General features: G+C 43.3%; 18 protein-coding genes. 13 read left to right on the top strand and 5 right to left on the bottom strand.

The window, feature by feature from the left end; all coding sequences use genetic code 11:
• The first annotated feature begins 125 nt into the window (after positions 1-125).
• The gene (locus R7Z41_RS17590; protein WP_005375297.1) at positions 126-290 is read left to right on the top strand and encodes a YqaE/Pmp3 family membrane protein; all 165 of its coding nucleotides are present in this window, start codon (positions 126-128) and stop codon (positions 288-290) included.
• A gap of 161 nt (positions 291-451) precedes the next feature.
• A complete protein-coding gene (gene pyrC / locus R7Z41_RS17585; protein ID WP_005385019.1) occupies positions 452-1,480 on the top strand; it encodes a dihydroorotase in 1,029 nt (342 codons plus the stop codon).
• A gap of 95 nt (positions 1,481-1,575) precedes the next feature.
• Here the strand turns inward: pyrC and R7Z41_RS17580 are convergent, their stop codons facing one another.
• Complete coding sequence (locus R7Z41_RS17580) at positions 1,576-2,481, bottom strand: DUF808 domain-containing protein (protein ID WP_065275435.1); 906 nt, start codon at positions 2,479-2,481, stop codon at positions 1,576-1,578.
• Positions 2,482-2,653: 172 nt separating this feature from the next.
• Here R7Z41_RS17580 and R7Z41_RS17575 point away from each other — a divergent pair, with 172 nt between their 5' ends.
• From R7Z41_RS17575 to R7Z41_RS17545, 7 genes are all read left to right on the top strand, one after another.
• The gene (locus R7Z41_RS17575; RefSeq protein WP_005375292.1) at positions 2,654-3,574 is read left to right on the top strand and encodes a M14 family metallocarboxypeptidase; all 921 of its coding nucleotides are present in this window, start codon (positions 2,654-2,656) and stop codon (positions 3,572-3,574) included.
• Positions 3,575-4,335: 761 nt separating this feature from the next.
• Positions 4,336-5,280: an ABC transporter permease gene (locus tag R7Z41_RS17570; protein ID WP_225478240.1), complete on the top strand. Its 945-nt coding sequence runs from the start codon at positions 4,336-4,338 to the stop codon at positions 5,278-5,280.
• A complete protein-coding gene (locus R7Z41_RS17565) occupies positions 5,277-6,230 on the top strand; it encodes an iron chelate uptake ABC transporter family permease subunit (RefSeq protein ID WP_053307879.1) in 954 nt (317 codons plus the stop codon). Before R7Z41_RS17570 ends, R7Z41_RS17565 begins: the two co-directional genes overlap by 4 nt.
• A gap of 53 nt (positions 6,231-6,283) precedes the next feature.
• Positions 6,284-7,252, top strand: coding sequence for a siderophore ABC transporter substrate-binding protein (locus R7Z41_RS17560; protein WP_053307880.1), 969 nt, complete (start codon positions 6,284-6,286; stop codon positions 7,250-7,252).
• Between the two features lie 94 nt (positions 7,253-7,346).
• Positions 7,347-9,527: a TonB-dependent receptor gene (locus tag R7Z41_RS17555; RefSeq protein WP_085569339.1), complete on the top strand. Its 2,181-nt coding sequence runs from the start codon at positions 7,347-7,349 to the stop codon at positions 9,525-9,527.
• 264 nt (positions 9,528-9,791) lie between these two features.
• The gene (locus R7Z41_RS17550; RefSeq protein WP_206970771.1) at positions 9,792-11,402 is read left to right on the top strand and encodes an ATP-binding cassette domain-containing protein; all 1,611 of its coding nucleotides are present in this window, start codon (positions 9,792-9,794) and stop codon (positions 11,400-11,402) included.
• A complete protein-coding gene (locus tag R7Z41_RS17545; RefSeq protein ID WP_318136391.1) occupies positions 11,399-13,090 on the top strand; it encodes an ATP-binding cassette domain-containing protein in 1,692 nt (563 codons plus the stop codon). The genes R7Z41_RS17550 and R7Z41_RS17545 overlap by 4 nt, the downstream gene beginning before the upstream one ends.
• A 203-nt stretch (positions 13,091-13,293) precedes the next feature.
• On the opposite strand, the gene R7Z41_RS17540 is transcribed toward R7Z41_RS17545, so the two are convergent.
• A complete protein-coding gene (locus R7Z41_RS17540) occupies positions 13,294-14,082 on the bottom strand; it encodes an AraC family transcriptional regulator (protein WP_206970770.1) in 789 nt (262 codons plus the stop codon).
• A 98-nt stretch (positions 14,083-14,180) separates the two neighbouring features.
• On the opposite strand from R7Z41_RS17540, the gene R7Z41_RS17535 reads away from it, so the two are divergent.
• The 3 genes from R7Z41_RS17535 to R7Z41_RS17525 all read left to right on the top strand — a co-directional run bounded on the left by R7Z41_RS17535 (position 14,181) and on the right by R7Z41_RS17525 (position 16,134).
• Complete coding sequence (locus R7Z41_RS17535; RefSeq protein WP_172563905.1) at positions 14,181-15,086, top strand: DMT family transporter; 906 nt, start codon at positions 14,181-14,183, stop codon at positions 15,084-15,086.
• Between the two features lie 145 nt (positions 15,087-15,231).
• A complete protein-coding gene (locus tag R7Z41_RS17530) occupies positions 15,232-15,717 on the top strand; it encodes an acyl-CoA thioesterase (protein ID WP_005375279.1) in 486 nt (161 codons plus the stop codon).
• Positions 15,718-15,888: 171 nt separating this feature from the next.
• Positions 15,889-16,134 carry a hypothetical protein gene (locus R7Z41_RS17525; protein ID WP_005375277.1) on the top strand — a complete coding sequence of 82 codons (246 nt, stop codon included), beginning with the start codon at positions 15,889-15,891 and terminating at the stop codon, positions 16,132-16,134.
• 367 nt (positions 16,135-16,501) lie between these two features.
• Here the strand turns inward: R7Z41_RS17525 and malG are convergent, their stop codons facing one another.
• From malG to malE, 3 genes are all read right to left on the bottom strand, one after another.
• Positions 16,502-17,392 carry a maltose ABC transporter permease MalG gene (gene malG, locus R7Z41_RS17520; RefSeq protein WP_005375275.1) on the bottom strand — a complete coding sequence of 297 codons (891 nt, stop codon included), beginning with the start codon at positions 17,390-17,392 and terminating at the stop codon, positions 16,502-16,504.
• A gap of 12 nt (positions 17,393-17,404) precedes the next feature.
• Positions 17,405-18,979, bottom strand: a complete 1,575-nt coding sequence (gene malF, locus R7Z41_RS17515; RefSeq protein WP_005375273.1) for a maltose ABC transporter permease MalF — start codon at positions 18,977-18,979, stop codon at positions 17,405-17,407.
• Positions 18,980-19,058: 79 nt separating this feature from the next.
• The gene (gene malE / locus R7Z41_RS17510; RefSeq protein ID WP_005375272.1) at positions 19,059-20,237 is read right to left on the bottom strand and encodes a maltose/maltodextrin ABC transporter substrate-binding protein MalE; all 1,179 of its coding nucleotides are present in this window, start codon (positions 20,235-20,237) and stop codon (positions 19,059-19,061) included.
• Positions 20,238-20,909: 672 nt separating this feature from the next.
• Here malE and malK point away from each other — a divergent pair.
• A complete protein-coding gene (malK, locus tag R7Z41_RS17505; RefSeq protein ID WP_005375271.1) occupies positions 20,910-22,028 on the top strand; it encodes a maltose/maltodextrin ABC transporter ATP-binding protein MalK in 1,119 nt (372 codons plus the stop codon).
• Positions 22,029-22,336: the final 308 nt, after the last annotated feature.

Here is a 22,336-nt window from a genome sequence, read left to right as displayed (position 1 = left end):
TACTACACTCAATATTCGCGTTTTTTAACACCGTTCTGACCAAATACCGTTTGATAAAGTGTGATACGACACACATAATTCACCCAAGTTATCACTACTCCCATTTATCGATTTGGAGCTTAATTATGGATACAAGAAAACTGGTTCTGATTTTGTTATGTATCTTTCTTCCGCCTGTCGCGGTGTTTATGGAGAAAGGTCTAAATAAAGACTTTTTGATTAATCTAATATTGACGTGTTTCTTCTTTCTACCAGGTACGATCCACGCGCTTTGGTTAACAATGAAGTAACCACTTACACTCTCACTCTCACTCTTTATAAAATTGAAAAATGGGATGAAATATGAGGGCAATTCCTCTATCATCCTGTCGCCTAAGCGCAAGCGTTTGCTCAAAAGCAAATACGGCGCTTAGGCTCCAATCAGACAACTTTTCAATGGTGGGAGCAATTAATGACAACACTGACTATCACTCGTCCTGACGACTGGCACGTTCACTTACGCGATGGGGAAGTTCTTAAAGACACCGTTCGCGACATCAGCCGCTACAATGGCCGTGCGCTGATTATGCCAAATACCGTCCCACCTGTTACTACAACTGAGCTCGCCCTAGCCTACCGTGACCGAATTCTCAAAGAGCAACATGGCGAACAGTTTGAGCCTTTAATGGCGCTTTACCTTACAGATAACACGACACCAGACGAAATACGTAAGGCTAAAGCAACCGGACACATTGTTGCTGCCAAGCTCTATCCTGCTGGCGCCACAACAAACTCAGATTCCGGTGTGACCAATGCGAAAAACATTTATCACGTTTTAGAAGCAATGGAAGAAGTAGGAATGTTACTTTTGGTTCATGGGGAGGTAACACATCACGATGTTGATATATTCGACCGAGAAAAAGAATTCCTTGATACCGTCCTCGCTCCTATCGTCAATGATTTCCCTAATCTTAAAATCGTACTAGAACATATCACCACCGCCGACGCAGCAAACTTCGTTAACAATGCCTCAGACAACGTAGCGGCTACCATCACTGCCCACCACCTTCTTTTCAACCGTAACCACATGCTTGTGGGTGGTATTAAACCTCATTTCTACTGTTTGCCAATTCTTAAGCGCGGAACCCACCAGCAAGCGCTGATCGAAGCAGCAACTAGTGGTAGCAAGAAGTTTTTCCTAGGTACAGACTCAGCGCCACATGCGAAAGGGGCAAAAGAATCGGCTTGCGGTTGTGCTGGTTCTTACACTGCACACGCTGCGCTAGAGCTTTATGCAGAAGTCTTCGAAAAAGAAGGCAAGTTGGAAAACTTGGAAGCTTTCGCAAGCTTCAACGGTCCTGATTTTTACGGCATTGCACGTAACACAGATACAGTAACGTTAGAAAAATCCGCTTGGGATGTGCCAGAAACGATGCCATTTGGCAATGATATCGTTGTGCCTATTCGAGCAAATGAACAGATCGAGTGGAAAGTGAAGTAAGTACTTTACTGACGTTTCACCCATAAAACAGGGTCATGCTTTTTGTAAAAAGAAGTCATGACCCTTGTTATTATCGTCTCATGTTTTAGATGTGATTATTGACCACGAAGCTTTTCAACCATCGTCCATACCGCAACCACAACCAACCCCGCCACAAAGCCGATAATACCGTTCAGTAAAATAGGCAAAATGGCTGTAGCAACCGAATGACCACTAAAGTTCATAATAATCGGCTCTACAAAGTGATGAATGGCTGGCACGTTGTGCACCACAATTCCTCCACCCACCAAAAACATCGCAGCAGTTCCTACAATGGTTAACAACTTCATCAACTTTGGTGCAAAAGCGACCAAGGCCCCTCCGACTTTCGCTACCCAACCTTTACCGTTTGAGCGACTTTCAAGGTAAAGGCCTAAATCATCTAGCTTCACAATCCCAGCGACTAGTCCATAAACTCCAACCGTCATAATCACTGCAATTAAACTGACAACTAAAATTTGCGTAACAAGACTGGCTCCTGTCACGGTACCTAACGCAATCACGATGATTTCTGCTGAAAGGATAAAGTCTGTCCGAATCGCACCAGAAACTTTACGCTTTTCATACTCTTCTATCGACTCGCCAGTATTAACTAGCTCATCTTCTTCTTCGTGCGGATGCGAGTGAGGAAACACTTTCTCAAGTACTTTCTCTGTCCCTTCAAAGCAGAGAAATAAGCCGCCAATTAGCAATAATGGCATGATAAGCCATGGAATAATCGCGCTAATAAGTAAAGCTGAAGGAACTAAAATCAATTTATTTTTGAATGAGCCTTTTGCAACCGCCCAAACCACTGGAATCTCTCGCTCAGATGCAACACCAGACACTTGTTGAGCGTTTAACGCTAGATCATCTCCCAACACACCTGCGGTTTTCTTTGCCGCCATTTTTGACATTAAGGCGACATCATCAAGCACCGTGGCAATATCGTCCAACAGTGTGAGTAAACTTGCTCCAGCCATTTTTTGTCTCTTATATGAAATTGAGTAAGTAACAAAATGTAACACCAATGAATCACTCATCAAAGTGATGATTTTGCAAAGAATACCACCCCAAATGGTGTTTTATATTGCTGTAAAGATAAGACAGGTCTAGTCTTGTGATACCTTTCAGCAGTCAAAAGAAAAAGTATAGATGAAAAGTGGATACATTTACCCGATCGGTACTCCTGGCCAACCTTGGAACGAAGAAGAACGTAAAGCTTGGTTAGCAACGCAAGAAGTAAAACGTAGCTACCAAGATGAAGTCGTCAGTAAAATCGATGCCCTACGCGAGCGTTTTGATGTTGAACAATATGGTGCGCTCTCATACAACGAGGCACGCTTCCCTCTGTTTTGTATCAAAACACGCAATTGGGATTCAACTAAGCCTGTTGTGTTGGTCACAGGCGGCGTGCACGGTTACGAAACCAGCGGTGTACATGGCGCATTAAAGTTTGTAGAAACAGAAGCAGAACGCTATGCAGAGCATTTCAATATTGTCGTTGCACCCTGCGTAAGCCCTTGGGGTTACGAGGTGATCAACCGCTGGAATCCAAACGCGATTGATCCAAACCGCTCTTTCTATAAGGATAGCCCTGCCGAAGAGTCCGCTAACCTCATAAAGCTAGTTGCAACTTTAGGCGATGTGTTAATGCACATTGATCTACATGAAACGACAGATTCTGACGAAACTGAGTTCCGTCCAGCCTTAGCTGCTCGTGATGGTATTGAGTACATTGAAGGTATGATCCCAGATGGATTTTACACGGTGGGAGATAGTGAAAACCCTCAGCCTGACTTCCAAAAAGCGGTCATTGAGTCAGTTGCAAAAGTGACTCACATTGCACCAGCAGATGAAAACGGCGAAATCATTGGTTCACCCGTCGTACAGTTTGGCGTTATCAACTACCCAATGGTAAAACTGGGCCTGTGTGGCGGCGTAACAAATTGCGTTTACGGCACGACAACGGAAGTGTACCCAGACAGCCCAACGGTGACCGACGAAGAATGCAACGATGCACAGGTTGCAGCCGTAGTTGGTGGTTTGAATTACGTACTAAGTAAGCTCGAATAACACAGGTTAACAATAAAGCAACTGACGATGTCTTTGAATTGTGAATCAGCTTTACTTTGCTCCAAAAGCAAGTTGAGACATTAATCCGCTAGTTTATTAGAAATTACCGCATTAACATCGCTAACACTGAAGATGCGAAGCATCACGACTTTATGACGCTATTTTAATGCGGTATCTAATAAATCCTAAAATACAAACGACATCTAGACATCATCGTCACTACTAACTCCTCTTCCTGAACAAACTATCGTCATACCATTTAAATCAAACCTCAACCAACGAGCTTCTGAAGCGAAAAACATCCTTAAACAATAAGAAAGCTTAATGCTCTTTGGCTTTATTTTTTAATCACTTACCCAAAAGCACATGCATTAGCCATTGCCTTGTTTTTTATACGCGATTGATCTTTTTAGAGAAACACATATGAACTTCATTGCTTAACCGAAAAAACAAAGATATAATGAAAATAATTATCATTTGTATTTTAATTTTAAATCGAGAACCTCTTTCTCTTTGCATTGAAAGCGGCACTTTTCTTTTGCTAGTTAATCCAGTTTTAAAGCCAAATCAGCACGTTGAATTTTTAGGTATGGCCTAGTGATACTTTGAGGGCTGGATTGTGACCTTAATGTTTATAAAAAATAACTTGGTTATGTTTTGTTGGAATTTAGAACCTATATGCGAATAGATATTCATTATTCGTATTCCATCCCCAAGTCATAAGTTAAGAGAAACTCACTTTATTTTGGGGCAGATTCTGTATGAGTATTCACGTAGTAAGCCTGTTTTTTATACTGTGCTTAACTTCAATTTTCGTCGGCGCAAACCAACTAGATTGGTCGTTATTGCTGACCATGGATGACAAAGCTTGGCTACCGATTACTGCTAGCAGATTACCAAGGCTAATCGCACTAATTCTTACCGGATCTGGTCTCGCAATATGTGGTGTTATTCTTCAACATATTGTTAGAAATCGTTTTGTTGAGCCGGGCACCACAGGCGGTATCGATGCGGCAAAGCTCGGTATTTTGGTATCTATCGTCATGCTTCCATCCTCAGACAAGCTTGAACGTATGCTCTTCGCCGTACTATTTTGCTTCGCCGCTGGCCTTATCTACATTGCCATCGTACGAAAAATTAAATTCAGTAACTCTGCGTTAATACCTGTGATTGGGCTTATGTTTGGTAGTGTACTAAGTGCTATAGCGGAGTTTTATGCTTATCAAAACAACATCTTACAGGGTATGTCCGGTTGGTTAATGGGAGATTTCTCCAAAGTGGTCCAAGAACACTATGAAATAATTTTCTTGATTTTACCCATCACCCTACTGACTTACTTATATGCACATAAGTTTACTGTGATGGGAATGGGCGAAGATGTTGCGTCCAACTTAGGAATTAATATTGCGTTCACTGCCGCCTTGGGTCTAATGCTAGTTTCCGTGACAGTTGCTATAACAGTGGTGACCGTAGGTGCCATTCATTTTATCGGTTTAGTCATACCTAACCTAGTCGCACTAAAATATGGCGATCACCTTAAAAACACCCTACCAATCGTTGCACTAGGCGGCGCTTCGTTACTTATTTTTTGCGATGTCATAGGCAGAGTTGTTGCCTTTCCTTTTGAAGTCCCAATTGGATTAACAGCCAGTGCTATCGGGGGAGTCATGTTTCTTGTGTTTCTTTTGAAAGGAGCACGAGTATGAGATCACATTACTCAAACATGCGAGTGAGCATTATACTCGTTTGCATACTGTCTATCGCCTTTATCTTTACAAGCTCTGGGTGGGATTTTGATTACGTCATCCCTAAGAGGCTGATTAAACTTGGTGCCATAGTTATTGGGGGCAGCTGCGTGGCCATCTCTGCTGTTATTTTCCAAGCTTTAGCTGGTAATCGTATTCTTACGCCATCCATTATGGGATATGAGTCGGTTTATCTGGTTTGGCAAACCCTACTCTTATTACTAGGGGGCACTTCTGGCATTGCTACATTAGGTGTTGTCGGTAATTTCGCTGTCTCTGCAATACTCATTCTGTTGTATTCCTTAGCGATTCAATCTTGGGTACTCAATAGATTTAAACATGACATGCACCAAGTTCTGCTGATTGGCTTTGTTTTGACAATGGTGCTGACAACTCTTGCTCAATTTATCCAGCTCAGAATAAGCCCTGGAGAATTCTCTATCCTTCAAGGGCTCAGCTATACCTCGTTTGAGCGAGCGAAACCTTCTACGTTACTTTTTTCCAGTATTGCGTTAAGCGTTTTGGCACTCTTTGCTAACAGATGGTCACGCGAGCTAGATGTGATAGGTCTAGGTCGAGACCAAGCGATGTCATTAGGACTAAATGATAAGCAATATGTACCAAAGTTCTTTGCTGTAATCGCCATTTTAGTAGCAATTTCGACGAGCTTGATTGGCCCAACGGCTTTTATGGGAATTTTTATTGCCAATATTGCTTATTCCGTTACTAGCGCACCGAACTACAGACACATATTGCTCGTTGCTTGTGCTATTGCAATTGTCATGTTCTTGTCTGGTCAACTTCTGGTAGAGCACTTATTTAACTTTAAAACCACCGTCTCTATTTTGGTGAATGTCCTTTGTGGGGGATATTTCCTAGCCATCACGATAAGAACAAGAAGCCAAATATGAAAACTGTTACTCGCCTGTTTAAAGACAACTCACTGACAAAAAGGAAATACCCCATGTTTAATAGCCCCCTACGTTTGAGTATCGCGCTTGCTTGCTGCGCTCTAGGAACCTTATCAGGTTGCGAGCCGGAAATAACTAAAATTGAAGATACTCAGCCATTAGAAAAGCTCATCGTGATTGAACACAATCTCGGAGCAACTACTATTTCTCATCGCCCTCAACGAGTGGCAGCATTAGATATGAACGAAGTGGACTTTTTAGATCAGCTAAATGTTCCAATCTCAGGAATGGTGAAAGACTTTGTTCCTCACTTTCTAGCGAAATACAAAGACACACCTGAGATAGCGGATCTTGGTGCGATAGTTCAGCCTAATATGGAAAAGATCTATGCCCTAAAACCAGATCTCGTATTGATGACTCCGCTACATGCGAATCAGTATGAAGAACTCTCTCAACTCGCTCCGACTTTACATTTTGACATCAACTACCGTAATAGTCGTGACCATCACGTCGATACCATTAAGAAACACCTTGTAGAGCTTGGTGAGATCTTTGAAAAGCAGGAGCTAGCCCAACAGAAAGTTGCCGAAATCGATGCAAAAGTCGCAGAAGTGCGCGCTGTTACGAAAGAGCGTTCTGAAAAAGCTTTGGTTGTCATGCATAACAATGGTGCTTTCAGCTCATTTGGCGTTGAGTCTCGTTATGGCTTCGTTTTCGATGTTCTGGGGGTAAAACCAGCGAGTGAAAAAGTGGAGACAGGTTTGCATGGTCAGCCAATTTCTAGCGAGTTCATTAGCCAAGCTGATCCAGACATTCTTTACATCATTGATCGAACAGCAGTAATGGAAGGAAAGCCTGTCATTGATGCGGAACACTTAGCAAACCCACTACTCCGTCAAACCAAAGCATGGAAAAACGACAACGTCGTTTTTGTTGATGCCGATGCTTGGTACATCACTTCAGCAAGCATCACATCTCTGAAAATCATAATTGAAGACATCCTAAAAGGTTACCAAAGCTAAATCTAATAACAATGAGTTGGATCTTAAGTAATTCAACACTCAATCGACGTCAGAACGGATGTGAGCTAGCCCAAACAAAGAAAAGGAATCTATAATGACTCATGACTATCATCAGATAGCGATGGACTCTTCACAGAAAAACAAACCAAGCCCATGTCATATCGCCCTCTTTATTTCACTTCAATTTAGTACTTTTGTCGTACCAATTAGTATCGCTCAAGCTGAAGAAGTCGTAGATGAATCAATGACAGTTTATGGTGAAGCAAACAGAGTTTATGCCGCTGGCAAAGTTTCTCACGCGAGTAATATAGGAATGCTTGGCGACAAAAACTTCATGGAAACGCCTTTCAATACGATTGGATACACAGAAAAACACATTCAAGACCAACAAGCACGCGATATCTCAGATGTAATCTCAGCTTCTGATCCCTCTGTTTTCACCAGCGGTGAAACCGGCTTAAACAAAGAAAGTTTCAAAATAAGAGGTTTCAACTCAGACATTAGCGACGTTATGTTTAATGGATTGTATGGTATCGCTCCTTATTACCGAACCTCTCCTGAAATGTATCAACGTATTGATGTACTTAAAGGTCCTGCTTCTTTGCTCAACGGTATGCCACCGAATGGATCTGTTGGTGGCACCATCAACTTAGTGACAAAAAGAGCACAAGAAACACCAATCACATCTTTCACCGGCAGCTACTTATCGGACACTCAATTCGGAGGACATATCGATATTGGACGTCGCTTTGGTACAAATGAAGAATTTGGTATTCGTTTCAACGGTGCATTTAAAGATGGAGACACCGCGATAAACAACCAAAGCAACAAAACTCAACTTGCATCATTAAGCCTTGATTGGCGTAATGACATTGCTTTCCTTGAAGCAGATTTTTACTACAGTACAGAGCGAGTTGAAGGTGCAAACCGTGGGTTAAGCATCGCTTCTGGTCTCAAAATCCCATCACCTCCTCCATCTGACACATTATTGACGCCAAGTTGGGCCTACAATGATAGCGAAGATAAAGGGATGATGATTCGCGGGGAGCTAAGCGTTAGTGACTCTGTAACTGTATACAGCGCATTGGGTGGTAGCCGTACAGATTTTCATTCAAATGTACCGCAACGAATCAAAATCATCGATAACGAGGGTAACCTAGAGGTATCTCTCGGATCAGTTAAGCTTGAGAACAAACGGACTTCAGGTGAGATAGGTGTTCGTAGCAACTTTGACACTGGCCCAGTAGAACACCACCTTGTACTGAATAGTACTTACTTTAGAGAAGATAAAAATGATTCTCCAACAGGTAATAATAATCCAGCCCCTTGGAACTCGAATATTTATGATCCTGTTTGGGGACCAGAAAATTCAGTTTACGACAACTACTATGGTTTACCTATCGATTCAACTCAGGTCAGCTATGGCATTGCCGATACGTTATCTTTTGTTGATGGGAAATATCAAATCACGCTCGGCTTGCGTTACCAGAGCATTGATTATGAATCTGGAATAATAATGAACGGAATGTCGCTTCCTACCACCAAGTTTAAGGAAAGTACTTACACTCCCGCACTTGCAGCATTATACAAAGTTTCGAGCTCAGTTTCGCTTTATGGTAACTACACCGAAGGCTTAACGAATGGGAAAACAGCAGGCTCTAGCGCTGCAAACGCAGGAGAGGCTTTTGAACCCCAAAAAACCAAACAGACTGAAGCAGGCGTGAAGCTTGACCTGGACGGCTTTGCTCATACGTTCAGTTTATTTGAGATTAAAAAGCCAAATGGGTACCAAGATCCGGATACCAACATTTTTTCTTTCGGTGGTGAACAGCGCAATCGCGGTATTGAATGGGGGTTCTACGGCACACTATCAAAGGACTATACGCTCATCGGTGGTATCGCCTATACAGATGCAGAGATTACAAAAGCAACAGATGTGACAGAGGAGGGGAAACAAGCAACTAAGCTACCCGATTTACAAGCTAAACTCGCATTAGAATGGAACCTCCCTGCGATGCGTGATCTCACGCTTATCGGCCAAGCGAACTATATGTCTGAACAGTACATTGATGCACAAAACACTCAGGCATTACCTGCACAGACTATTCTTGATCTTGGCGCACGCTACAACTCAAAAATTGCTGAAACAAGCGTGGTTTGGCGCCTTAGCGTAAACAATGTACTGGATGAAGATTACTGGACAACCACCCACTATGCGGACCTAGCTCTAGGCGCACCACGCACAGTGATGCTGTCAGCTACTGCGGATTTCTAATCCCTCCACCTCCCCTTTAGCCTGCCTTCTAAGGGGGACTTACTCCCATTTGGCTGTTCATGAAAATTCACAACAAATCAAAGGAAGTACTCATCTTCAACATTCAAGCAGACAAAGAGCTCGCAACACCTACGGCCAAAGTTAATTCAAAACATAATCCATCAACGTCCACTTCCATAGGCTTTATATGAAAAACGATAAGAGCTCAATATGCTCTACCACGTTCTCCTTATTTTCGCTTGATAGGCTAGATAAGGTGACAATATGATAAGTAAAATCAGCCAACATTACGTTACGCCTAACTTAATGCCAGCCTTAAAGCCATCGATTAAGAAGCTTGCTTTGGGAACGTTTTGTGAAGCACTTGCCGCTGTGGCAAAAGTTGGTGCACTGCTATGCTTGATAAACCTTATCGATAAATTTGCAAACCAATGGATTTACGGTGCCATAGGACTTTGGGCGGCTAGCGCACTTGCCTCATCAGTGGGCTCGTGGTTAGTTCATGATGCCGAGTCGCAGTTTTCCACTCGATTACGTCGCCAAGTTGCTCAGCACTTGACGCGCTTGCCAAGCAAGACCATCTCTCAATATGGTGATAATCAACTGCGTCGCATAGTTTCCGAAGACATCAGCACGCTTCACCACATGGTTGCGCATTTGCCTTCAGAACTCGTGACATTCATTGTCGTACCCGCAACTTCTATTTTTATCATGTTGAATCTCACAGGTCCGGTAGCGATGCTTACTCTGCTCCCTGGTCTAATTGCATCATTGTACTACCTACTCTTTTTACCTAGGTTCGCCGCTAAACATGGCAAAGAGCGCATGACAATAATGGGTGATATCGTTACCGCAGTAAACGACTACACAAGAGGTATCCGAGTAAATCGAATTTACGGCACGCAAGCAGGAGCACTCGACAGCTATAATGATGCCACAAGACGCTTTACTCACGGCATAGTGAAATGGGTTGGTAGCGTTGCCCTTCCAGCAGCAATTGCTACCGCATTACTTCAAGCGGTTTCGACTTTCGCAATGGCCTATACCATTGGCTATGAATTAAGTCCCGTGGCAATGGCGTCGCTATTCTTTTTTGGTTTGGCCGTCGTATCACCCGCACTGAAGCTTGGCCATGGATTGGACTACGTTAACGCAGGAAAGAATGCTGCAAAGAACATCAGCGACTTTTTGCAGCAACCACAAATAGAAAGTGGCAGTTTGAGCGCGGGAGAAAAACCGCTATCACTACAAGCATCAAATATCGTAGTGGCTAATGGAACCGTTAATATTATTGATAACTTCTCCCACTACTTCCCACGGGGTTCATTTACAGCCATCATGGGGCCTAGCGGAGCAGGCAAAAGTACGTTACTACGTCTATTAGCAGGTCAAGAAACACCTCTTTCAGGCTTCGTTACCTTAGGAGGCAATCAACTGTCTAAACTCTCTGAGATATCCCGATACTCCTCCATACGCTATGTACCCCAAGATATCGGTGTACTCAAAACTACCATTAGGCAGAATTTGAAACTATCAACGCCAAGTTCAAGTGACGACGAGCTGAACCAAGCTTTGCAACAAGCTCAATTAAAGATTGACCTCAATTCTGATGCAAGCGTGCTTTCAGGAGGCGAGCAACAACGTGTCGCAATAGCTAACACATTTCTAACTCAAGCCAACGTTCTATTACTGGATGAACCAACCAGTGCTCTCGATAAAAATACGGCCTTCACTGTGATCAGAAATCTCGCGAAGTTTGCGAAAACACAAGACAAGATATTGATCATAATTACTCACAACTCAGAACTCGCGAAACTTGCAGACACTACATTGATGCTCAACAGAAAGGCTCAACGACAGGATGAAGAAGTATGACGGCTCACAATACCCTCTATTCCAATTCGACAATTCCACAAAGTGCAAAGCACCGTCTATATCGAGTCGCTATAGGTTGGGGACTAGTTGCATTATTTGAGGCAACGGCTTACACATTTCTTGCAATATCTATTGTCGAACAAGCTTCACCATTGAACGTCATAATAGCTGCTGTTCTAACTGTGATAGTTACCGTTATTGTAACTCGTTCTGGATTTCTCTCTGGTGCGAAACTGGCTGGGGATCTTTATTCATCAGTAGGTCATTCGCTCAGTAAAGCAAAGTTAGCTTGGTTTAATGATCAGCATAGAACTCAGCTCACTCAACTAGCAGAACGAGGAATACCTGGCTTTATGGCCATTCCTGCTCATCAGCTACAAACATTTTTGCACGCTCCAATGTTACCCATATTTTTAATTATCGGTATTGGGGTCGTTGGAGGAGGTGAAATTGCACTACTCAGTGCCGTATTGTTACTAGTTGCACTGCTCGTTCAGTACAAGGCGCAAAGATACCTAAGTCGCTCAGATAGCGACCGACATGACGCAGAGCTTCAAGCGACTAAATCAACACTTGAGCTCATAGATCACCTTGAGTTACTTCGCTCAACAGCGGGGCCTGAGCGCTCAATCGAGCGTATTGAACAGAGTTGGCACGCACAAGAAGAAGCTCATTCAACTATTAATCGTAACGCTTCTATCGCAACCTTAGTATCAGGATTGGCAACGATTTTACCCCTTGCAGGTATCGCCATCTATCTCGTCTTAGAGCCGATTACTCAACCCTTATTAGCCTTGGCTTTATTGATATTGATTACCCGTGCAGCTGCACCTTTGGGTGAACTCGCGTTGGCAGGCTTTGCGATTAACGACGTAAAATCCTCAATTAAAAATTACGCTCAGTTAACGAATGTCCCTGTTCTGCCTGAGCCTAATCCTCAATTTGCAACCTCCCCCAAAAACCATAAGTTCGAACTGAACCTTGTGGGCCATTTAGATCTCTTTGAAGATGCTAGCACGGAGATCAAACAAGGTGATACCGTCGTCATCAATGGAGTCAGTGGCAGTGGGAAAAGCACTTTACTGGGCCTGTTTCTAAGGTTTGATGATCCTGACCAAGGTCTTATTTCGCTCGGAGGGATAGATCTAAAGAATATCCCTTATGACGTGCTCACCCAGCATATAGCCTATGTTGCTCAGGAACCGGTCATTTTTACTGGCACATTGGCGGATAACATTCGGTTAGGTAATCCCAATACAAGTGATTATGAAGTTGAGAGCTTTGCAAGACACGCACAATTGGACAAACTTATTGACTCATCTCCTAAAGGAATACATCAAACAGTAGGACAAAGAGGCTCAGGGTTGTCAGGAGGTGAAAGACAGAGAGTTGCAATTGCGCGAGCTCTCATTAAAAAGGCGCCAATCCTCATTTTCGACGAAGCGACGGCAGCATTAGACGAAGCAACCGAAAAAAGTATTGCTCAACATATTCAAACATTGAACTCGACCGTGATTATTGTGACGCATCGCGATCAGAATATATGGTCACCCACATTGGAACTCACGATTGAGGGTAGAAGAGTTATAGTTGCACAGTACAACTCTACTTCCTTGAAAAGTAGGGACAAATTGGCGGCTGAAGAAACTAATAACAATCAATACTTAAATCTAAGCGGTGTCAATTGAGTTTTTTGTCACTTTAGCACATTGTATCATCTAAAGAATCTTACAGGCATGTTGTAAAGCAATGATAATAAAGCGAATTCTCAAGGTTATAATTCTGACTCAATCTGACACAAGATAGACGTAGGTCTTTCCAATACCATCAGCTTTTCGAGTCGGTCATCATACAGCGCATTGTCAATTTTTTTAAAATAGACTCTACACTTTTACAACAATCGATTCTTGTATTGCTCCGGTGTCATGCCGGAGTATTTCTTGAACATCGTGATAAAAGGGCTAGCTTGGTTATAACCTAACGTCAGAGCGACTTCTTTCACAGTCTGCCCTTTACGCAGCAACTCCATAGAATGTAAATATCGCACACGTAAGCGCCACTCAGTAAAGCTCATGCCCAACTCACTCTGGCAATGTCTCGCTAACGTGCGTTCTGTGGTATGCACTTTTGCCGCCCACTCCGCCAAACTGATCTCATCCGTCGGCGATTCTTCTACTGCTTTTAAAATCGGTTCAAGATACTTATTGTCGGTAGTCGGTAAAAAGTGATGTTCGACTTCTTGCTTTGCAAGCTGGTCCAATAACACTTGTACCAAGCGCTTGTCTTCATCAGTTTGCGCCACATTAATGTCTCGCTGACGAAAGTCCTCAATAATAGATGACACGATTGGAGTCACTTTGATCAAGCTCGTTTTAGTTGGAAAATGCGCCGTCAATTCAGGGGCAATATTCAAAGAACAATATTCGATTGGCTTACGGTTGTAGCTAGTGTGACGAATTCCGGCGGGAACCCAAATAGCAAGATGTGGAGGTGCTAGAAATCTTGTGTCTTCTGCATCCATCTCCAGAATCCCACCGCTGATCAGTTGCACTTGCCCCCAAGGGTGGCTATGAATTCGTGTTTCTGTATTAGAGAGAAACGCTTCGAAATTCATAAATACATCTGATGGCGCACGATCGATTGATAAGGAGGGGTGAAGATTTCTGGCGCTCTTTTTCAAAATTGTCTTCCTATCGCTTACGATGTCTTTTAAGAGATACTTTTTATTATAAAGACCTGCCAGACTAGCGCCATCAATAATTGTGCTATAGGGTTCTCATGATTTATTTACTTCCGTTTTTCACCGTTATGATTTGGGGTGGTAACTCAATTGTGAACAAGATGGCTGCGAGCGCCATTGAACCAAGTGCGATGAGTTTCTACCGTTGGTTTGTCGCAATGGTACTCCTAACGCCATTTTGCCTGCCTGCAATCATCAAACAACGACACATTATTCGACCTCACTTAGCTAAGTTGGCGTTTCTTGCGTTACTTGGTATGGTTCTCAACCAGTCACTTGGATACTATGCCGGTTTAACAACAACGGCCTCTAATATGGCCCTGATCACCTCTTTAGTTCCTTTGATCAGTGTGTTTTTAAGTGTCCCATTGCTCGGTAAATCTATATCAATGTTAAGTATCGTCGGTGGTGTCATTTCGCTCGGCGGCTTGGCATTTATGCTTGGTCACGGTGATATCACTTACTTTTTACATCAAGACTTAACGCAAGGTGACAGCTTAATGCTCGTTGCTGCCATGGTATACGCGGCTTATTGTGTTCTGCTAAAACGCTGGAAAATGCCATTCAGTAGTCTGACTCTGGTTTACATGCAGGGCTTCTTTTCTGTTTTGATGCTCACACCACTTTGGCTCTCTAGTGAGCAACTGTTACCAAGCCAAGATGCGCTGCCGTTAATCGCTTATGCTGGTATTGCTGCTTCCATTTTCGCGCCGCTGATGTGGGTAAAAGCGATTGATTCAATTGGTGCTGATTCAAGTGCTATGTTCATGAACCTAATGCCTGTGGTTTCCGTCATACTTGCTTCAACACTAATTGGTGAGAAAATTTACGCTTACCACATTATTGGTGGGTTGTTAGTCATCTCTGGCGTTATCCTGTCGCAAGTAAAAGTAAGACAGAGAAAACCATTATCCAATTCTGAGATTGCCTCTACCGCCAATTAACATCTACACCCCAAGCCACAGAACTACGCTGTGGCTTGTCACTTCCAGCGTTCGAATAAAAGTTAAAATTTTGTTTCATTCGCTATTCCCGAAAATTCATCTTGCTGCTAAATTGGGAAAACAATAACCCATCAAGGAAAGACAGATGAGCAGTGGTCAAAGAGACATTACCCTTCGCTTTTTAGCAGAACCCAGCGACGTAAATTTTGGCGGAAAAGTGCACGGCGGCGCCGTAATGAAATGGATCGACTTGGCAGCGTACGCCTGCTCTGCAGCGTGGAGTGGTAAATATTGCATTACCGCATATGCTGGCGGCATTCGGTTTGTTGCGCCGATTCATGTCGGCAACTTAGTCGAAGTTAGCGCGAAAGTCATTTATACCGGACGAAGCTCAATGCACATTGCGATTGACGTGCAAGCCAGTGATCCAAAGCAAATGAAAAACAGACTCACCACTCACTGTATCGTTATCATGGTTGCTGTAGATGAAAACGGAAAACCAACCGATGTACCGAAATGGATTCCAGAGTCAGATGAAGACAAAGCCTTAGAGCAATCCGCTATCCGTCTTATGAACATGCGTAAAGAGATTGGGGAAGAAATGGAAGCACACGTTAAATATCTCAAGTAACTGGCATCCGTTAAGAACGCTATTAAGTACCTCAACGTTACCTAGACCCAGAGTGTGGAGCTACATCATGGTTTTGCCATTTGTTTCACGCTCGCCCTTCTCTGTCATAAATCCTTCACCTAGCTTTGCTTAAATCCATCCATTATTTTAGAGTTGGATAGAGTTTGGATCTTGAGACTAAAAGAAACGACCTTAAGTGAAGAGACGTTGACCAATTTAAAAGCGGTCGAGTACCAGTGGGTGAGAACCATGTACGTCGAGGGGTATAACGAAACAGAAATTAATCATTACATTCAAACTTGCTTTGGCGGCGACGTTACCTTTGCTAATCTATTTCGTCGCGTCGCACTGCAGCAAGAAAGTTTGTACACGCTGCTTCAATACGTTGGATGCGCACCTTCCAGCCGAGAGTTTTAATCTCTTCCTTCCCTACCTCAATTTAGCTTTTTACTAAGCTCTAGTTATTTATGTGAAGTGCTACGCAGGGCATTATTCAAGCCCTGTGTAATCCATTGCAAAGCCGCTAATCTCTATCTACTTATTGCAAAATTGCCTTTAACAGGCATAAAAAAACCTGAGTCTAAACTCAGGTTATGGTTACAAAAACTGTTAGTGATTGAATCGTAAGGAACTAAGCTAACAGCCAGCTATGCGTAACGCCAATAAAAGCCAAGATATTACTGATCGGCGGCCAAACCAAAATTGTAATATCCGTGCTAAGTATAAGGGCGACCATGTGGTCGCCCTTTTCTAGTTATTCTTATCAATCTCAGACCACAAGAGATTATCCTTTCACACCACCAGCGGTTAGACCACCAACCAACCAGCGCTGCGCAAGTAAGAATACGGCAGTGATTGGCACTGCTGAAAGTACAGCAGCTGCGGCAAAGTCACCCCACAAGTAGTTTTGTGGATATAGGTATTGCTGCATACCCACTGCAAGTGTGTACGAGTCTACATCAGAAAGCAGTAGTGACGCTACAGGAACTTCACCAATTACCATGATGAACGACAAGATGAAGACTACCGCTAGGATTGGTACAGACAGTGGCAGCAATACCAAACGGAATGCTTGCCATGGTGTAGCACCATCAAGAGCCGCCGCTTCTTCTAGAGACGAGTCAATACTTTCGAAGTAGCCTTTAATGGTCCATACGTGCAGTGCGATACCACCTAAGTAAGCGAAGATCAGACCGCCATGCGTGTTCAGGCCAAGGAAAGGAATGTACTGACCCAGTTTGTCGAACAACGCGTACAGAGCAACCAGTGCCAACACCGCAGGGAACATCTGGAAGATCATCATCGCTTTAAGAATGGTGTTCTTACCTTTGAACTTCATACGAGCAAACGCGTAAGCCGATGTGGTTGATAGCGCCACGATTAGGATTGCAGAAATACCACCCACTTTTACAGAGTTCCACAGCCATGTCATTACTGGGAATGGTGGCGGTGTAACTGTACCGTCTGGATTAGTCACCGAGAAACCTAATGCCAATTTCCAGTGATCAAGTGTTGGGTTGTCTGGGATCAGGCTACCCGTTGCAAAGTTACCTTCACGGAATGAAATCGCGATGATCATCAGCAAAGGGAAAATAATCAGTGCCAAGAATGCCCACATTGCAATATGAGTAGCCCAAACACGATACTTTAATGACTTACCTTGTACCATTGCCATTGTAATTTCTCCTTAGTCCTGAGCTACTTTAGTTACGCGTAGGTTGATAAGTGCCAATGCGCCAACCAATAGGAAGATAAGCGTTGCTACTGCACTTGCTAGACCGAAGTCTTGACCACCAGCACCTTCGAATGCGATTCGGTAGGTGTAACTTACTAGCAGGTCGGTGTAACCCGCAGGCTCTGATGTACCAATCATGTTTGGACCACCGCCAGTCAACAACTGGATAAGTACGAAGTTGTTGAAGTTAAATGCAAAACTCGCGATCAACAATGGTGTTAACGGCTTCAACATCATTGGTAGTGTGATACGTGTGAAGTTCGTGACAAAGTTCGCACCATCAATGGCTGATGCTTCATATAAATCGTCTGGAATCGCTTTTAGTAAGCCCATACACAAAATCATCATGTAAGGGAAACCAAGCCAAGTATTAACAATTAAGATCATGGTTTTCGCCATGAACGGATCAGAGAACCAAGCCGGGCTAATGCCGAATAAGCCTTCCAACAACATGTTGATCTCACCAAAGCTTTGGTTAAACAAACCTTTAAAGATCAAGATAGAAATAAACGCCGGAACTGCATAAGGCAGGATTAGCAACAAACGGTAAACTGAGCGACCTTTAAGTGCTTCCCACTGAACCACACTGGCAAGGACAAGACCAATAACAAGCGTAAACAATACGGTTAGCGCAGAGAAAACAATGGTCCAGATAAAGATACTGATAAACGGCTCTTTGATACCATCATCTTTCCAAACACGCTCAAAGTTGTGGGTACCAATGTTCACCACGAAACCTGGTGACACTGTGCTACCAACAAATTGACCGTTTTCATCGACAGGCTGGTAGTAACCTACTTCCATATTTGGACGTAGCGTTTCTTCAGTCCGGTTGTTGTAAAGCGTTTCACCATCTTCTTGTAATGTGTACAAAGGTACAACTGCAGCAAATTTGCGCAGCCCACTCATGCGGATATCATCACCACTTGGCAAATGTAAATCGACACTGCTCAACGCACTGCGGTTCTTAACAATCGCCTTGATTGATTCTTTTTCACCCGTTACTTCTTCAATTGGTGAAAGATCAAACTCCGATGCTGAAAGGTTATCAAGCTGAAAAGTCGGGCTTGCAAGTAGCTCACCATCTTTTTCAACCACAAGTTGATGGCCTTGCTCCGTTTTATACAAAGTGAACGGGTAGCTATCACCACTTTGGTAAGTTCGGTCCAAAAGTACGTTCTGAGCGCGATCAAAAGAGAGTTGGTTCTTCGCGCTATAGTTGGTAAACGCCAAACCTATGGTGTACGCCAAAGGGAAAAGAATGAAAAGGATCATCCCTGCTATACCAGGGTAGATGTAACGGTGTGCGTACGTCTTTTTACTACCAAAGATGAACAACGCTAAAGCGGTAAGAATGAGCGTAAGTAGTGCAAACGCAATCTCACCGCGAGAATACATAAGGATTGTTGCGTAGCCATTGATGATGCCGACTGTGCCTAAAAGTGACCATTTCATGAACACTTTTTTGCTGCTCGGAAGGCTGGCTTCTGGTGCTGTCATAGCATTTGTACCTTGAACTGACTGCATAGGGAACCTGCTAGCGAATATAGAATAAATATAGAAAAGTAAGGAGGAGTTGCCCCCTCCTTAAAAAGGTCTTACTTAATTATTTAGTCATTTGTTTTTCTGCATCTGCAAGAGCTGCATCGACAGTTTGACGACCGTCAACTACGTTGATGATTGCGTTCTTAGCCGCACCCCAGAATGCGTTCATTTGAGGGATATTTGGCATGATTTCGCCGTTCATCGCATTGTCCATTGTTGCTGCGATACGAGTATCTGAATCTAGCTCACGTTGGAACGAGTTAAGTGCTACCGCACCTAGAGGCTTATCGTTGTTAACCATACGTAGGCCATCGTTTGTTAGTAGGTAGTTCTCAATGAACTCAACTGCTAGGTCTTTGTTTGGAGACGCAGTGCTGATACCAGCCGTTAGAACACCAACGAATGGCTTAGAAGATTGACCTTGGAACTTAGGTAGCGTAGTCACGCCGTAGTTAACGCCAGACTTCTCAATGTTGCCCCAAGACCATGGACCGTTGATAGTCATCGCTGTTTTGCCTTGGTTGAACGCAGACTCAGACACTGAGTAATCCATATCCGCAGAGATTACGCCTTTATCAACTAAGCCTTTTACGAAGCTCATTGCGTCTTTAACGCCTTCTTTCGCGATACCAGCGTCTTTAACATCGTAACCTTCAGAAGTGTATTTAAACGCGTAGCCGCCATCAGCCGCCATTAGTGGCCAAGTGAAGTACGGTTCTTTTAGGTTCCACATGATTGCAGACTTGCCGTCTTTTTTAAGTTTTGCATCTAATGCTGCAACCTCTTCCCAAGACTTTGGTGGGTTTGGAACTAGGTCTTTGTTGTAAATTAGAGATAGAGACTCAACCGCAACTGGATAGCCGATCAATTTACCGTCGTAACGTACTGCATCCCAAGCGAAATCAACGATACCTTCTTGAATATTCTTAGAAGGTTTAATTTCTGCTAGCAGGCCAGCTTCTGCGTAACCACCGAAACGGTCGTGAGCCCAGAATACGATATCAGGACCGTCGCCAGTCGCTGCAGTTTGAGGGAATTTGTCTTGAAGGCCATCTGGGTGAGCCACAGTCACTTTAATGCCTGTGTCTTCTTCAAATTTCTTACCAACTTCAGCAAGGCCGTTGTAGCCTTTATCACCATTGATCCAGATAGTAAGTTGTCCTTCTTCGATGGCAGCATTAGCACCAAAAGAACCCAAAGCAACAAGAGTACCTAGTGCTACAGCGCTTAACTTTTTCATGTTCGTATCCTTTTTATATTTTTGATGTAGGGCTAGTCCATTGAGGTTCAGCCGTATTTCGACATATATCATCTGAAATAATCCAATATGTCTCATCCTCCTAATCCCTACGCCCTTACAATTATGACGTATTTTCGTGATCTAAATCGCCAAGGGTAAGAGACTCAAATCACAAAATGGATAGTTCCTGTGATCGGTTTCAACTTTAGGTGGTGCAATAATGTGATTTCCGACCAACTGCTTTCTTCCTCCTCCTTTTTTACTCCTCCCTTTCTACTCCCCCTACAATTATTTCTATTAGGAGGATGTCGCACTACGCACAATCTTAGAAACTGCAGTCATCCAAGAGTGGATGGTAAGAACCCTTTCCCAGCAGTGCCTACGTATTAGGAAAAAGATTTGCTGGTTTTGCATTGCCAGACGAGTGGAATGTCATTATTAGTGTTGTTTGTGGTAATTATTTCACGGGGGAGACAATACGAATAATGTGGGGGAGAGAAACTCGTACTTGGCTATGATGGGTAGCACTTCTATTCAGGACATTTTATTGAAGTGCTACCCTACTTTTCTTACCAACCGCAAGAACTTACCGATTCCTACTGTTACTGCTCGCTAGATAATTCATATAATGATGAGCGGTGAATAATAAAAAATTGATCGAGGACGAGCTACATGGCGAGTGTCACGTTAAAAAATGTTTGTAAAGCGTATGGCGACGTACTGATTTCTAAGAACGTAGACCTAACAATCAACGAAGGTGAATTTGTTGTTTTCGTAGGTCCATCAGGTTGTGGTAAATCTACCCTTTTACGTTGTATTGCCGGTCTTGAAGACATTACTTCAGGTGATTTGTATATTGGTGACCAGCGCATGAATGACGTCGAACCATCCAAACGTGGTGTTGGTATGGTATTCCAGTCTTACGCTCTTTACCCGCACCTTAACTTATATGACAACATGTCATTTGGCTTGAAACTAGCAAAAGCAGACAAAGCAGAAATCGACAAGCGTGTTGAACAAGCAGCAGAAATCCTACAACTAGGCCACTTGCTTGAGCGCCAACCAAAAGCACTTTCTGGTGGACAGCGTCAACGTGTGGCGATTGGCCGAACATTGGTATCGCAGCCAAATGTATTCCTTCTAGACGAGCCACTATCAAACTTGGATGCGGCACTGCGTGTAAACATGCGTGCACAAATTACTAAGCTACAACGCCAACTTGGTTGTACCATGATCTACGTAACGCACGATCAGGTAGAAGCGATGACAATGGCAGATAAAATCGTTGTACTAGACGGCGGTTATGTATCGCAAGTTGGTAAGCCGCTTGAGCTTTACCATTACCCACAAAACCGCTTTGTAGCTGGCTTTATCGGTTCTCCGAAAATGAACTTCATGAGCGTGTTCATTGATGAAGTAGAAGCAGAGCGCGTCAAAGTTCAACTATCTAACGGCGTATCTTTCTGGATTCCAGTGGATGGTACAACAGTTAACCGCGGCGACCGAATGTCTTTAGGCATTCGCCCTGAGCACCTATTATCCGCTTCTGAAGCTGATGCAAGTATTCACGGTGAAGTGATGATTGTTGAGAAGCTAGGTAACGAAACTCAAGTATACCTAAATCTAGAAGGCGCGGACGCCGACGTTATTTTCCGTCAGCCGGACACGCTTGCAGTCGACACTGGCGATAAAATCGAGATCGGTATTCCAGCTCATCGTTGTCACCTGTTCCACAGTGATGGTCGCGCATGCCGCCGCCTATACAAAGAAAACGGCGTAGAAGTCGAATAGTTCATTCGTCCTTACTCAAAAATCCCTCTCACTTGAGAGGGATTTTTTTATCTTAATAAATATCAGCAATTCGATACTAAATCATTAATCGTTAACGAATCAAATCACCCGTTTCTTCTACCCTCACATAAACCATTGTCTTTGTACTGATACTTCATTTTTAATACTTTTCCTCATTCCTCATAAGTAAGTACCAGCGTTTTCCTAACCCTCCCAACTTAGCCAAATTGCTAAATATCATTCTTATTTCCACTTACCTCTACAACGCAAATTTTTACACTTATCAACGAAATTACACGTGACAAAAA

The organism is Vibrio sp. 1457, from assembly GCF_033340195.1.
In the GTDB taxonomy this organism is placed as follows: domain Bacteria; phylum Pseudomonadota; class Gammaproteobacteria; order Enterobacterales; family Vibrionaceae; genus Vibrio; species Vibrio alginolyticus.
The sequence above is the reverse complement of the archived record's forward strand: the minus strand, read 5'-3'. Positions and strand labels throughout refer to the sequence as shown.